Raw genomic sequence first — 14,737 nt, forward strand, 5'->3', positions numbered from 1 at the left:
TTCGCCTTCCTTCCTTCGGTCCGGTCAGTCCGCGATCTTCAGCACCAGCTTGCCGTGGTTGTCACCACGGAACAGCCGCATCAGGGTTTCGGGGAACTCCGCGACCGAGCCGGACACCACGTGCTCCAGCGTCTTCAGCCGGCCCTCCGCCCGCCACGCGGCCATCTGCGCGATGCCCTCGGCGTACCGTTCGGCGTAGTCGAACACCACGATGCCCGTCATGGAGGCGCGGTTCACCAGGAGCGACAGGTAGTTGGCGGGGCCCTGCGGCTTGGCGCTGTTGTACTGGGAGATCGCGCCGCACACGACGACGCGGGCACCGCGCGCCAGCCGTAGCAGCACGGCGTCCAGGACGTCGCCGCCGACGTTGTCGAAGTACACGTCGACCCCGTCGGGGGCGTGCTCGCGCAGGGCCTTGCGGACGTCCTCGCTCTGGTAGTCGATCGCGGCGTCGAACCCGAACTCGTCCACCACCAGCCGGCACTTGGCCTCGCCGCCCGCGATGCCGATGACCCGGCAGCCCAGGATCTTGGCGATCTGCCCGACGACGCTGCCTACGGCCCCGGCGGCTCCGGAGACCACGACGGTCTGCCCGGGCTCGGGGCGCCCGACCTCGATCAGGCCGAAGTAGGCCGTCAGACCCGACATGCCGAGCGTGCCGAGATACGTCGGCAGGGGGGCCGCCGCAGGGTCGACCCTGGTCACGTCGCGTCCGTCCGACACGCAGTACTCCTGCACGCCGAACGAGCCCGCCACATGGTCGCCGACCGCGAATCCGGAGTGCCGGGAGGCGATCACCCTTCCCACCGCGCCGGCCCGCATCACCTCGCCGAGTTCCACCGGGCGGATGTAGGACCTGCCCGCGTTCATCCAGCCGCGCATCGCCGGGTCGATCGACAGGCAGAGCACCTGCACCAGGAACTCCCCGTCGCCCGGCTGCCCGGCCGGCTCCTCGGCGTGCTCCCAGTCGGTGGGGCGCGGCTCTCCCACGGGACGTGCGGCCAGGCGCACCTGTCGGTTGATTCTGCTCATCTCCGGCGGCTCCTTCGACGCTACATACCAGCTGGTCGGTATGGCAGGTGAGCGTACGGGTGGTGTGTCGTTCGAGACAAGAGGGAGCCCGGTCCGAGGTGCGGCCCACGGGTGCGGTTCAGCACAGGCCGGCGAGGCCGACGGAGGCGCTGCGGATGATCGTGGCAGCGCCGACGGCTCGTACCCTGTTCCGGTGTCACCCTCCCGCCTGCACCGTGTCGCCGTGCTCGTACTCGAAGGCGCCAAGCCGCTCGATGTCGGCATCCCGGCACAGGTCTTCACGACGCGCGCGAGCATGCCGTACGAGGTGCGGGTGTGCGGCGCGGCGCCCGGGCCGGTGACCGGCGGGGACGGTCTGGCGTACCACGTCGCCGACGGCCTCGACGCGCTCGCCTGGGCCGACATCGTCTTCGTGCCCGGCTATCGGTTCCCGGACCGCGAGGATCCACCGCGGGCCGTCGTCGACGCGCTGATCGCCGCCCACGACCGGGGCGCACGCCTCGCCGCCATCTCGACGGGCGCCTTCGCACTCGCCGCCACGGGGCTGCTCGACGGCAGACGCGCCACTACGCACTGGCACTACACACGGGCGCTCGCCGAGAAGCACCCCCTGATCCGGGTCGACGAGAACGTCCTGTTCGTCGACGAGGGCAGCGTGCTGACGTCGGCCGGCGCCGCCTCCGGCATCGACCTGTGCCTGCACATCCTGCGCGGTGACCTCGGCGTCGCCGCCTCCAACCACGCGGCCCGGCGCCTGGTCGCCGCCCCCTACCGCAGCGGTGGGCAGGCGCAGTACGTGCCACGCAGCGTGCCCGAGCCGCTCGGCGAACGCTTCGCGGCCACCCGGGAGTGGGCGCTGCACCGGCTCGACGAGCCACTCAGCCTGGATGCCCTCGCCGAGCACGCGGCGGTCTCGCCGCGCACCTTCTCGCGGCGCTTCGTCGAGGACACCGGATACACCCCGATGCAGTGGGTCATGCGTGCCCGCATCGACCTGGCCCGCGAGTTGCTCGAACGGTCGCAGCGCAGCGTCGAGCAGATCGCGGACGACGTGGGCCTGGGCACCGGCGCGAATCTGCGCACGCACTTCCAGCGCATCCTCGGCACCACCCCGAGCGAGTACCGCCGCACCTTCACCCGCGGCGAGTAGCCGGCCGTGCGAGCCGTGGCGTGATCCTTGCGAACCATGGCGCTCTCGCCACTGCCAGGGCCGGATCCCGCGCAGGAGTCTGGTGGTGACGAACCGCAGGGACATCAGAGGGACATCCATGACTCGCATCGCCATCAACGGATTCGGCCGCATCGGGCGCAACGTGCTGCGCGTTCTGCTCGAACGCGACAGCGACCTCGAGGTCGTCGCCGTCAACGACCTCACCGAGCCCGCCGCTCTCGCCCGGCTGCTGGCCTTCGACTCCACGGCCGGCCGGCTCGGCCGCCCGGTGACCGTGGACGGCGACGCCCTCGTCGTCGACGGCCGCCGCATCGCGGTGCTCGCCGAGCGCGAGCCGGCGCGGCTGCCGTGGGCGGAACTCGGCGTCGACGTCGTGCTGGAGTCGACCGGCCGCTTCACCTCCGCCAAGGCCGCCCGCGCCCACCTCGACGCGGGCGCCAGGAAGGTCCTGGTCAGCGCGCCGTCCGACGGCGCCGACGTCACGCTCGCCTACGGGGTCAACACCGACGCCTACGACCCGGCCCTGCACACGATCGTCTCGAACGCCTCCTGCACGACCAACGCGCTCGCGCCGCTGGCCGCCGTCCTCCACGAACTCGCCGGCATCGAGCACGGATTCATGACCACGGTGCACGCCTACACGCAGGAGCAGAACCTCCAGGACAGCCCGCACCGCGACGCCCGCCGGGCCCGCGCCGCCGCGCTCAACATCGTGCCGACCACGACGGGCGCCGCCAAGGCGATCGGCCTCGTGCTGCCGGGCCTCGACGGCAAGCTGTCGGGCGACTCCATCCGCGTGCCGGTTCCGGTGGGCTCGATCGTGGAGCTCAACACCACCGTCGCGCGGGACGTCACCCGCGAGGACGTCCTGGCGGCCTACCGCGCCGCGGCCGAGGGTCCGCTGGCAGGCGTCCTCGAGTACTCCGACGACGCCCTCGTCTCGTCCGACATCACCGGCAACCCCGCCTCGTCGATCTTCGACTCGGCCCTCACCCGGGTCGAAGGCCGGCACATCAAGGTGGTCGCCTGGTACGACAACGAGTGGGGCTTCTCGCACCGCGTGATCGACACGCTGGAACTGCTCGCGAACGGCTGACCGGCGCCGGACCCGCGACGTGCTCATCGCGCCCGCACATCCCATCCTGGGTGAGAGGGTCGAGTGGACCGCACACGGCTTGGCCGGCCGCATGATCAACATGTGACATGGGCAGGCAGGTCACCACCACTCTGGTCAAGGAGAGCGCGATGGGAACGTACGAGGACGTCTTTCGGGCCAGCCTCGAAGACCCGGAGACCTTCTGGCTGCGGGCGGCGGAAGGCGTCGACTGGGAGGTGGCGCCGTCGCGTGCCCTGGACTCCTCACGCGCGCCCTTCCACCGCTGGTTCCCCGACGGCAGGCTCAACGTCTGCCACAACGCGGTGGACCGGCATGTCGAAGCCGGTCGGGGCGAACAGCTCGCGCTCGTCCACGACTCCCCGGTGACCGACACCCGGCGGAGCTACACCTACGCCCAGCTCAGGGACGAGGTGGCGGCCTTCGCCGGGGCGCTCGCCGGGCTCGGGGTGGGGCACGGCGACCGGGTGGTCATCTATATGCCGATGGTGCCCGAGGCCGCCATCGCGATGCTGGCCTGCGCACGTATCGGCGCCGTCCACTCGGTCGTCTTCGGCGGCTTCGCCCCACCCGAGCTCGCGGTCCGTATCGACGACGCCACCCCCAAGGTGGTCGTCTCCGCCTCCTGCGGCATCGAGGGCAAGCGTGTCATCCCGTACAAGCCGCTGCTGGACCACGCGATCGAACTCGCCGGGCACAAGCCGCACAAGCGGATCATCCTGCAACGGCCGCAGGAACGGGCCGAGTTGGGGCCGGACGACCTCGACTGGGCCGGCCTGGTCGCCGACGCGTCACCGGCTGCCTGCGTTCCCGTGGCCGCGACCGACCCCCTCTACATCCTCTACACGTCCGGAACGACCGGAAAGCCCAAGGGAGTTGTCCGCGACTGCGGCGGCTGTGCCGTGGCCCTGCACTGGTCGATGGGCGCCGTGTACGACATCGGCCCCGGCGAGACGATGTTCACCGGGTCCGACGTCGGCTGGGTCGTCGGGCACTCGTACATCGTCTACGGGCCGCTGCTGGCCGGCGCCACGACCGTGCTGTACGAGGGCAAGCCGGTCGGCACCCCGGACGCGGGCCAGTTCTGGCGGGTCGCCGCCGAGCACGGCGTCAAGACCATGTTCACGGCGCCCACCGCCTTCCGCGCCATCAGGAAGGAGGACCCCAAGGGCGCCCTCACCGCGGACCACGACCTCTCCCGCCTGCGCTACCTCTTCCTCGCCGGTGAACGCCTCGACCCCGAGACCTACCACTGGGCGAGAGCCCTTCTGGACATCCCGGTGATCGACCACTGGTGGCAGACGGAGACCGGCTGGCCGATCGTCGCCAACCCGGTCGGCATCGAGGCCGCCCCCGTCAAACCCGGCTCGCCCACCCTTCCGCTGCCGGGCTGGGACGTCCGTGTCCTCGACCTCTCGGGGCAGCCCGTGCCGGCCGGCGTCGACGGCGCGATCGTCGTGAAGCTCCCGCTGCCGCCCGGTTCGCTGCCCACCCTCTGGAACGACGACGCCCGCTTCGTCTCCTCCTACCTCTCCGCCCACGACGGCTACTACCTCACCGGGGACAGCGGGCACCTCGACGAGGACGGCTACGTGTACGTCATGGGCCGCACCGACGACGTCATCAACGTCGCGGGACACCGGCTGTCCACCGGCAGCATGGAAGAGGCCCTGGCCGCTCACCCCGATGTCGCCGAGTGCGCCGTGATCGGCGTCGCGGACGACCTCAAGGGACAGGTCCCGCGCGGCTTCGTCGTCCTGAAGGCGGGCACCGCCCGCGACCCGGGGGAGGTCGAGGCCGAACTGGTCCGGCTCGTACGCGAACGCATCGGTGCCGTCGCCTCCCTCAAGGAGGTCGCCGTGGTGGCCGCCCTGCCCAAGACGCGCTCGGGAAAGATTTTGCGCAAGACCATGCGCGGTATCGCCGACGGACTCGACGAGCCCATCCCGTCGACGGTGGACGACCCCAGCGTCATCGAGAACCTGCGCCCGCTCCTGCACCGCCGCGATCACACCGTGTGAGCGCGCCGCCCGGCACGCCGGCCCCGGCCCCCGGCGGCGAGTGAGAAGCCGCTCGGGGCGTTGCCGCGCTGGGCGCTCACGCGTGTCCGGTCTCGTCAGGCGGAGCCTCGGGCGTTCCGAAGCGGCGCTTCATAAAGGGCTCCTGGGACAGCACCGCGCCCGCGCTGAGACCGATGGCGACAGCCACACACACGATGATCAGCCAGGACAGCAGGACGAAGACCGACCCCGCGGAACCGTAGTCGGCCAGCGCCCGGTTGAGCGCCCGTGGCATGTAGAAGTGCGCGGCCACGGACAGGCCGCTGACCGCGATCGCCGTGATGACGGCCCCGGGCAGGAGCGGCGCCCAGCGCACGACCCCGGCCAGCAACAGATGCTGGGTCCACCACCACATGGCCACCTGCATGACCAGGATGACCGGAAACCCCAGCACCACCCCTTGACCGAACCCGTTGTGCAGCAGCCCTTGCACGACCAGTGCGCCGAGCCACAGGACGATCCACGCCACCCACCTCCACGGAGCCACTTTCGCTCCCGTCCGGGGCAGTTGCCAGGCCCGTCTGCACAGCCGCTGCACCGCGCGACTCACCGCGGTGGCCGACAGCAGCACCATGAGCAGGCCCACCAGGCCGGTCGCCTGGCGCAGATCGTCGGGAGGGGGCTGGAACGCCTGCTTCATCTCGTCCTTCGCCTGCCCGGTGAGACCGAAGACGGCGCTGACCGACGCGCTGACCTGGTCCCGCACCGCCGCCGGCGCGTACGCACCCACCACGAACAGCAACGGCACGGCCGTCAGGAAGCACTGCGCGGCGATACGAGTGGCGGAGTCGAAGATGTTCACCGACACCATGCGGTCCACGAGCCCGGTGACCACCGGGAAGCGGGCCTCCACCCGCGCGTGGAAGGCCTTCCCCCGGGCAGCCAGTTCCCCGATACGGCCCCGCCGCCTCCCGGCGCCCTCGCGCCTACCGGGCATGGTGTCCGGATCCCACGGCCGACGGCATCCCTGCGCACGTGTCCATCGAGCCGCTCCTTCCCACGTCCAGGGTGCGCGACGCGGCGGGCCGCGGCACTTCGCCGCACCTGCCAGGAGACGGCGTGGCCTCCGCGCGCCGATCCCGGGCCCTCGGCTTAGTCTGATGCGTGGGGCGTTCGGGTGAATCGCGCACCGAAAGGGCGGCCCCGATGGACGACTACACACTGATCGAGAACCACGGCCTCCTCGGCGATCTGCAGACGGCCGCGCTGGTGACGTCCGACGGCAGCGTCGACTGGCTCTGCGCCCCGAGATTCGATTCGCCCAGCGTGTTCGGCGCGCTGCTGGACAAGGACAAGGGCGGACACTGCACGGTCCGGCCGAGACACCATGCCTACGCGACCAAGCAGTTGTACCTCCCCGACACGGCGATCCTGGTCACCCGCTTCATGACCGAAGCGGGCGCCGGAGAGGTGATCGACTTCATGCCGGTGACCGGCAGGACGGTCACCGAGAGCCACCGCCTGGTGCGCATGGTCCGATGCGTGCGCGGCAGGATGACGTTCGAGGCGGAGATAGCGCCGCGGTTCGACTACGGGCGGCAGCCGCACCGGTTGCACATCAGCACGCACGGGGCGGTGTTCGCCGCGAAGGACGGCTCCGAACTCACGGTCCACCCCATCCGTGAAGCGGACGACGAGCGGTTGCTCGACGTGCTGGCCGACCGCCGCGACGCCCTGCATTTCACGCTGACGCTGGAGGCGGGCCAGGAGCGCGGGCTGTGCCTGGAGTGGGCGGCGGACGGGCCGCCCAGGGAGCTGCGACTGGCCGAGTACCAGCAACTCTTCGACGAGACCGTGCAGTTCTGGCGTACCTGGCTGCGCCAGTCGCGGTACACGGGTCGCTGGCGCGAAACCGTGGAGCGCTCCGCGATCACGCTGAAACTCATGACCTTCGCGCCCACCGGAGCCGTGGTCGCCGCCCCGACGGCGGCGCTCCCGGAACAACTGGGCGGCGAGCGCAACTGGGACTACCGGTACACCTGGATACGCGACGCGTCCTTCTCGGTGTACGCCCTGCTGGGGCTGGGCTTCACCGACGAGGCGAGGGCGTTCATCCAGTGGCTCGCCGACCGGGTCAGGGAACGGGCCGGACGACATGGCGACACAGGTCCGCTGAACATCATGTACAAGGTGGACGGCTCCTCCGACCTGGCCGAGGAGACCCTCGACCACTGGGCGGGCTACGCGGGCTCCGCCCCGGTGCGCATCGGCAACGGCGCGGCCACGCAGCTCCAGCTGGACATCTACGGCGAGGCACTGGACAGCATCTACTTCGCACACCGGCACGGCCTCCAGTTGGGGCACCACGGATGGAACGCGCTGCTGACGAACCTCGACTGGCTGGTCGACCACTGGGACCAGGCGGAGGAGGGCCTGTGGGAGACCCGCGGCGGGCGGCAGGACTTCACGTACGGCCGCGTCATGTCCTGGGTGGCCTTCGACCGCGCCCTGCGGCTCTGCGAATCGAACGGCAGGCCCGCCGCCGCCGAACGCTGGCGCAGGGCGCGGGACGACTGCTACGAGCAGGTCATGGCCAAGGGCTGGAGCGAGGGACGTCAGGCCTTCGTCCAGCACTACGGCAGCGATGTCCTCGACTCCTCGCTGCTGCGCATGTCCACGGTCGGGTTCATCACCCCCGAGGACCCGATGTGGCAGGCGACCCTCGGCGGCATGGAACAGGAACTGGTCAGCGACAGCCTGGTCTACCGCTACAACCCCGAGGCCTCACCCGACGGCCTGCTCGGCTCGGAAGGCACCTTCTCGTTGTGCACCTTCATGTACGTCGACGCCCTGGCCCGCGCGGGACGGACCGACAGGGCGCGGCTGGTGTTCGAGAAGATGATGGGGTACGCCAACCATCTGGGCCTGTACTCGGAGGAGATCGCCCCGACGGGCCGTCAGCTGGGCAACTTCCCCCAGGCCTTCACCCACCTCGCTCTCATCGACGCGGCCGTCACCCTGAACGCGGCTCTCGACCGGACCTGACACGGGACTCAGCCCTCGTCACCGGCCCCGCGCCGCAGATCGGCGTCGGTGAGGCCCTCCAGCTCGCCGTGCGTGTCCAGCCAGTAGAGCAGGACGACCGCGGGCATGACGAGCACGACGGCGACAAGGGTGACCAGGCCCAGCCAACGCAGGGTGGTGTCCGCGCCCGCCCCCTCGGCGACGGTCAGCGAGGTCGGGACGAGATACGGGCGCTGCGCCATGCCCCAGGCGATGACGGCGGACGCGACCACGCCGACCGCCGTGACCCGGGACCAGCCGCCGGACGGGCGCAGCAGCAGCCAGGCGGTGGCGAGGGTGCTCACAGCTGCCACGACCACGAAGACGAGCCCCACTCCGTGCGTGAGCCCGTGCCACACGTGCGCCGCGTCGTCGTGCGCGACGACCAGAGTGATCATGGCGAGCGCGGCGACGGCGCCCAGCGCGGCCAGTGCCCGCCGCCGGAAGTAGCCGTCCAGATCCGACGCGCCGAAGCGCCGGGCGTCCGCGGCCAGGAACACCGCCCCCAGCAGGGCGGTGGTCGCCACGGCGAGCAGACCGAACAGCACCGGGGTGGGGTGGGCCCAGGCCTGCTCCGAGGGCTTCGTGTCGGCGCTCACACGGCCCGACGCCACTCCGCCGGCCGCGGCGCCGAGAAAGTACGGCGTCAGGAGCGAGGCGACGGCGAACACCGCGCCGTACAGGCGCCGTCCGGCCGGCCGCCGGGCGGGCTTGCGCAGCGCGAAGCCCGCACCGCGCAGCACGGTACCCACGGCGGCCAGCGTGAGCGGCAGCCACATCGACTGGAACAGCTGCTGGAAGAGGACGGGAAAGCCGGTCCACATGATGACGAGTACGAAGATCAGCCAGACGTTGTTGACCTCCCACACCGGAGCCATCGCGTGGTCGATCAGCCACCGGGGCCGCTTGCCGCGCTCCGCCCCTCCGGCGGTCAGGTCCCAGAATCCGGCACCGTAGTCGGTGCCGCCGGCGCAGGCGTAGGCGGTGATCGCGAGCAGCAGGACGACGGCGATGACGTCGGCCATCATGGCCGGTCCTCACCGGACGGCACCGTGGGGCGCGGTCCGTAGGGTGTGCCCGTCTCGGGTGGCTCCGGTGCTGTCCGGGCCCCGGCCGCCGCTCTGTCCTCCTGGTCGGCGAGCCGCCAGCGGGTGCGCATCCGCAGCAGGACGACGAGGAACGAACCGAAGATGAACACGTACACCGCGACCACCAGGCCGAACATGATCCACAGACTGGTGGACCGGGCCGAGGTGACGGCTTCGGCGACCCGCATGTTCTCGTAGACGATCCACGGCTGGCGGCCCACCTCGGTGGTGATCCAGCCGCACTCGACCGCGACGACGGAGGCGACGCCGGCCACGGCGGCGCACCGGTAGAACCACGGGGAGGCGGGCAGCCGGCGCCGTCGCCACCAGACCAGGCCGTACAGGAGGGCGAGCACCACGAGCAGGCTGCCGATCCCGACCATGATGTCGAAGGCCCAGTGGGCGATGGTCGCCTGGGTGGCGTTCGGCCGCTGGTCCGCGGGAACGGAGGTCAGCCCGGTCACCCTGGTGTCCGGGCTGAAACCGGCGAGAACGGAGTCGAGCTGCGGGATCCTGATACCGCCGGAGACGCTTCCGTCCGGATGCAGCCGGCCGAACAGGTACTCCGGTACGTGGGTGTCGGTGTCCCAGACGATCTCCATGGCGGCGAACTTCACCGGCTGCTCGTGGAAGACCTGCCGGGCGATGGAGTCACCCAGCACGAACTGCACCGGCGTGCACACCGCGGCGACCGTGAAGGGGATCGTGAAACCGAGCCGGTGGTAGTGGTCCCGGCGACCGCGCAGCCAGCCGACGGCGTAGACGCCGGCCACCACGTAGCCCGCCGTCACGAGCATCGCCACGACGAAGTGCCAGTACTGCGGGCCGAACATCGGCGTGAAGATCGCCTTCCAGAGGTTCACGTCGACGGGGTCGCCCGCGGAGTCGAGGCGGAAGCCGCGCGGGGTGTTCATCCAGGAATTGGCGGCCAGGATCCCGAAGGCGCCGAGCAGTGCCGTGGCGGGCAGGGGCAGGGCGAGCAGGAAGTGGGTGCGGGCGGGCAGCCGCCGCCAGCCGTAGAGGTAGATGGCGATGAGGACGGCCTCCAGGAAGAAGGCCCACGCCTCGACGCCGAACCCGATCCCGAAGACATCGCCCCATCTGCCCATCAGCCCCGGCCAGAGCAGCCCGAACTCGAAGGACAGCACGGTGCCCGTGACCACGCCGATCGCGAACTGGACCGCCATGACCGCCGACCAGCGGCGCGCCAGCAGCAGGGCCGTCCGGTCCCCGTGGCGCAGCCCGTAACCGTGCAGGATGAGCGTGATCAGCGGCAGTGCCACCCCCAGGGGCACCAGGATGATGTGGGACGCCAGGGTGAAGGCCATCAGGGACCTGGCCGGCAGCAGCTGCGCCGGCGCGTCCGCCAGCAGGTGGAGGGTGGTGTGCATCCGAGTTCCGTCCGGGGGCCGTGGCGCGGGGTGGTGTCAGCCGCCGGTGGCGAAACCGGGGAAGAGGGTCATCCCGCCGTCCACGAAGAGCGTGGTGCCCACCACGTAGTCCATGAGGTCGGAGGCCAGGCCCACCGCCGCGTGCGCGATGTCCTCCGGGTCGCCGACGCGGTCGTAGGGAATCAGCTTGAGGAGCTCCTCTCGGGCCTCGGGCGTGTCCCAGGCGCTGGTGTTGATGGGAGTCTTGATGGCGCCCGGGGCGATGGCGTTCACGCGGATCTTCTTCGGCGCGAGTTCCTGGGCGAGCGTCTCCATCATCATCTGCACGCCGCCCTTGGAGGAGGCGTAGTTGACGTGCCCGGCCCACGGGATGACCTGGTGCACGGAGCTCATGCAGATGATCTTGCCGGCCGCGCGGGACACCTCGGGGACGACGCCCCGCCGCAGGAACTCCCTGGTGGCCTCCCGGGCGCAGAGGAACTGCCCGGTGAGGTTGACGTCCAGGACCTTGCGCCACTGGGCGAGCGTCATCTCGGTGAACGCGGCGTCGCGCTGCAGCCCGGCGTTGGCGACCAGGATGTCGATCGTGCCGAACTCCTCGACCATCCGGTTCGTCATCGCGACGACCTGCTCCTCGTCGGAGACGTCCGCCTCGTAGGCCGCCGCCCGCACCCCGAAGGACTTGATCTCCTCGACCACCTTCTCGGCTTCCTCGGCGCCGGCCACGTAGTTCACGACCACGTCGGCCCCGGCCCGGCCCATGGCCACGGCCGTCGCCCGGCCGATGCCGGAGTTCGCCCCGGTGACCAGGGCCTTCTGGCCCTTGAGCAGAGGGACGGGGATCACGTTGTGGGGCGCGCCCTCGGGGGAAGTCACGGTCACTGTCTCCTGCGTGGCGGGTCGCCCGGGCCGCTGCCCGGAGGTCAGGGCGCCACCCAATCACCGGGGGCGGCGGACGGTGCGCGGCACGCGTCGGCGTTGCGCCGACCGGCGCAGGACCTTAGCCCGCTCGAAGGCGGGGCGCCCGAGCCCGGCCGGCCCCCCGGTCAGCCCAGCCGCTCCACGAGGTGATCGCCGACCCGCAGGGCGTTCGCCATGGCCGTCAGGGACGGGTTGACCGCTCCGATGCTCGGGAAGAAGCTCGTGTCGACCACGTACAGGTTGTCGACGTCGTGCGCCCTGCAGTGGACGTCCAGGGCGGAGGACGCCGGGTCGGTGCCGAACCGCACCGTGCCCGCCTGGTGCGCGGTGGCACCGATGGGCATTCCCTTGTGCAGGTAGATGCTGTGCGACAGCAGGTGGTGCTCGTGCATGCCCAGATGGCCGAGCAGGTGCTGGAGCTTGTGCCGCAGTCGCCCGAGTCCGGCGATGTTGTTGTTCTCGTCGAGCGTGAGGTGGATGCGGCCGTCGCCGTCCAGCGTGACCCGGTTGTCGGGCCGCGGCAGGTCCTCCCCGCACAGCCAGAAGTCGACGGCATGGTGGGCCAGCACCTCGAACGGCATGTCGGGCACCGCCGCCCCGGCCCAGCGCGGGGCCTCGCCGTGGATCTGTTCGGCGTCCGACTTGCCGAGCATCTGGATGCCGCCGAGCGGATAGTCCCAGTCGTCCGCGCCCAGGTACCAGTCGTGCAGCGCCAGCGTCTTCTGGAACTGTGTGTCGTTGGGCTCCTTCGACACGGCCATCAGGGCGAGGTTGTTGTGCCGCATGTAGTGGCGGCCGACGACGCCCGAGCCGTTCGCCAGCCCGTCCGGATGCCGGTCGCCCGCAGAGGAGAGCAGAAGCGCGGCGGAGTTGACCGCTCCGCAGGCCACGACCACGATGTCCGCCGAGAAGCGTGCCTCCTGGCCGTCCGCGAGCCGGGCGACGACCGCGGTGACACTGCGCCCCGTCGGGTCGGTGTCGAGGCGCGTCACCCGGGCGCCTGTGATCATTTCCACGTTCGGATGCCGCAAGGCCGGTTCGACGCAGACCACTTGGGCGTCGGACTTGCCCCGGACCAGGCACGGGAACCCGTCGACCCGGTTGCAGCGGATGCAGGCGCTCAGGTGGGTGGCCCCGCCGTTCGCGTCCTGGGTGAGGTCGACTCCGATGGGCAGGTGGAAGGGGTGCAGGCCCTGCTTCTCCAGGTCGTCGCTCAACTGCTGGATGCGCGGCTCGTGTTCGACCGGCGGATGGGCGTACTGGGCGCTGCACGGGCCTTCCCAGGGGTCCTCGCCGTGCCGGCCGTGCACCCGGTAGAGGTGTTCCGCCTGGGTGTAGTACGGCTCCAGGTCCTCGTAACGGATCGGCCAGGCGGGGGACAGGCCGCCGTGGTGGCGTATCTCCCCGAAATCCTCCGGCCGCAGCCGGAACAGGGCCGCGCCGTAGAACTTGGTGTTGCCGCCGACGTAGTAGTTGACCTCGGGCGGGAACTCGTCGCCGTGCTTGTCGAGCCAGAACTCCGGGGCCCGGTACTTGGCCTTGACGAACACGGCCGTGGAGTCCCAGTTGTCGCGCTCGCGCGGCAGGTAGTCACCGCGTTCCAGGATCAGGACCCGCCTGCCCGACGGGGCGAGCCGGTGGGCGAGCGTTCCGCCGCCGGCACCGGTGCCGATGATGATGACGTCGTACTGGGGGAAGTCGCCCATGACGGTCACCGTCCTTGCTGGGGGTCGGGCTCCCGCCCCGGCGGTGACCCGGAAACGAGGAAGTCCCCACTTCGAACGTATACGGACGCCACAGATGCAGCATCCGCAACGGAGTTCCGGCAGTTCACAGGACGGCGACGGGGTTCACCGGAGAGCCCGTCGCCGACGGAAGCCGCAGGGGGGCGACCACGCACAGGAAGTGCCAGCGGGCCGACTGCGAGCAGACCTCCGCCAGCGCTTCGAGGTCCAGGTAGTCCAGCAGGTGCACTCCCATGGCGTTCACGGCCAGGACATGCACGGGATAGTCGACACCCGGCACCGCACTGGGTGCCGTGTCGTTGTTGCCGTCCGATCCGAGGACGGCCACACCGCGTTCGGCCGGGAAGCGCATCGCCTCCGGGTGCAGGCCCGCCCGGGCCTGGGCCGGGTCCCAGGCACCGAGGCTGCGGCGTCGGCGGCGGTGTCCCACGCGCACCAACAGCAGATCGCCCGGCCCGGCCGTGACGCCCTGGGCGGCCTCGGCCGCCTCCAGGTCCTCGGCGGTCACCTGGTCGCCGGGCTCCAGCCACGGCACGCCCCGCAGCCGGGGGACGTCGAGCAGCACACCGCGTCCGACGACGCCGTCCCGCACCAGGTCCAGGGTCAGCGCGCCGGCGTGGTCCGGTGTCACCGTGCTCGCCGGGACACCGCCGTAGAGTTCGCCGTCGAACATCACGTGGCAGAGCGCGTCGACGTGGCTGTCGGCGTCGCCGTGCACGTTCATGGCGAATCGGTCGCGGGCGAAGTGCAGCCCGTGGGCGGTGGACTCCTGGCGCGTCGGCGCGATCATCCGGTGGACGGCGGGCTCGGGATTGTCGGGGCCCGGCGCGACTTCGATGGGGGCGGCGAGCGAGACGGTACGTCCGGTACGGACCTCGCCGGCCGCGGCCACGACACGCTCGGGCGTGAGCAGACCCAGTGCTCCGTGGCGGCGGGCCGTGCCGGTCGGCGCCTGCTCACGCAGCCGGCGGTACAGGGCCCGGAAGGCTGCCTCGGACATGCGCCGCGGGGGCGGGGAGGGGGCCGACGCGGGACGCGGGTGCGCGCTCATCGCGACCGACGGCCCGGCCGGGCGGGGAGCGACGCAGGGGCGGGCGGGCCGGGCGCGCCCAGCGCGGTGCGGTGTTGGCGATCCGTCATGTGAGCTCCTTCTTCTCGGGCTCCCCATTCCCCCGTTGGTCACCCCACCGAGGACCGCCCCCCCCCGTCCAC

Annotated in this window: 11 protein-coding genes; 4 read left to right on the forward strand and 7 right to left on the reverse strand. The window is 71.2% G+C overall.

The window, feature by feature from the left end; all coding sequences use genetic code 11:
• Window positions 1–24 precede the first annotated feature (24 nt).
• Window positions 25–1,032, reverse strand: a complete 1,008-nt coding sequence (locus tag ACFU95_RS31905) for an NADP-dependent oxidoreductase (RefSeq protein ID WP_383834598.1) — start codon at window positions 1,030–1,032, stop codon at window positions 25–27.
• A gap of 193 nt (window positions 1,033–1,225) precedes the next feature.
• Between ACFU95_RS31905 and ACFU95_RS31910 the strand changes: the two genes are divergently transcribed.
• From ACFU95_RS31910 to ACFU95_RS31920, 3 genes are all read left to right on the forward strand, one after another.
• A complete protein-coding gene (locus tag ACFU95_RS31910; protein ID WP_383834600.1) occupies window positions 1,226–2,182 on the forward strand; it encodes a GlxA family transcriptional regulator in 957 nt (318 codons plus the stop codon).
• Window positions 2,183–2,300: 118 nt separating this feature from the next.
• Entirely contained in the window at window positions 2,301–3,299 is a 999-nt protein-coding gene (gene gap / locus ACFU95_RS31915) for a type I glyceraldehyde-3-phosphate dehydrogenase (RefSeq protein ID WP_383834603.1), read from the forward strand.
• A gap of 149 nt (window positions 3,300–3,448) precedes the next feature.
• Complete coding sequence (locus ACFU95_RS31920; protein WP_383834748.1) at window positions 3,449–5,338, forward strand: propionyl-CoA synthetase; 1,890 nt, start codon at window positions 3,449–3,451, stop codon at window positions 5,336–5,338.
• A 76-nt stretch (window positions 5,339–5,414) separates the two neighbouring features.
• Here ACFU95_RS31920 and ACFU95_RS31925 read toward each other — a convergent pair whose 3' ends face one another.
• Window positions 5,415–6,314 carry a YhjD/YihY/BrkB family envelope integrity protein gene (locus ACFU95_RS31925; RefSeq protein ID WP_383834606.1) on the reverse strand — a complete coding sequence of 300 codons (900 nt, stop codon included), beginning with the start codon at window positions 6,312–6,314 and terminating at the stop codon, window positions 5,415–5,417.
• Window positions 6,315–6,523: 209 nt separating this feature from the next.
• On the opposite strand from ACFU95_RS31925, the gene ACFU95_RS31930 reads away from it, so the two are divergent.
• On the forward strand, window positions 6,524–8,362 hold the full coding sequence (locus ACFU95_RS31930) for a glycoside hydrolase family 15 protein (protein WP_383834609.1): 1,839 nt from the start codon (window positions 6,524–6,526) through the stop codon (window positions 8,360–8,362).
• A gap of 8 nt (window positions 8,363–8,370) precedes the next feature.
• Here ACFU95_RS31930 and ACFU95_RS31935 read toward each other — a convergent pair whose 3' ends face one another.
• The 5 genes from ACFU95_RS31935 to ACFU95_RS31955 form a co-directional block, all read right to left on the reverse strand.
• Window positions 8,371–9,408, reverse strand: a complete 1,038-nt coding sequence (locus ACFU95_RS31935) for a cytochrome d ubiquinol oxidase subunit II (RefSeq protein WP_383834612.1) — start codon at window positions 9,406–9,408, stop codon at window positions 8,371–8,373.
• Window positions 9,405–10,859: a cytochrome ubiquinol oxidase subunit I gene (locus ACFU95_RS31940; RefSeq protein WP_383834614.1), complete on the reverse strand. Its 1,455-nt coding sequence runs from the start codon at window positions 10,857–10,859 to the stop codon at window positions 9,405–9,407. The genes ACFU95_RS31935 and ACFU95_RS31940 overlap by 4 nt, the downstream gene beginning before the upstream one ends.
• Window positions 10,860–10,895: 36 nt before the next feature.
• Window positions 10,896–11,735 carry an SDR family oxidoreductase gene (locus ACFU95_RS31945; RefSeq protein WP_383834617.1) on the reverse strand — a complete coding sequence of 280 codons (840 nt, stop codon included), beginning with the start codon at window positions 11,733–11,735 and terminating at the stop codon, window positions 10,896–10,898.
• 170 nt (window positions 11,736–11,905) lie between these two features.
• Window positions 11,906–13,486, reverse strand: a complete 1,581-nt coding sequence (locus ACFU95_RS31950) for a GMC oxidoreductase (protein WP_383834620.1) — start codon at window positions 13,484–13,486, stop codon at window positions 11,906–11,908.
• Window positions 13,487–13,610: 124 nt separating this feature from the next.
• Window positions 13,611–14,525: a cyclase family protein gene (locus tag ACFU95_RS31955; protein ID WP_383834623.1), complete on the reverse strand. Its 915-nt coding sequence runs from the start codon at window positions 14,523–14,525 to the stop codon at window positions 13,611–13,613.
• Window positions 14,526–14,737 lie beyond the last annotated feature (212 nt).

The organism is Streptomyces sp. NPDC057623 (genome assembly GCF_042800355.1).
Taxonomy (GTDB): Bacteria; Actinomycetota; Actinomycetes; order Streptomycetales; family Streptomycetaceae; genus Streptomyces.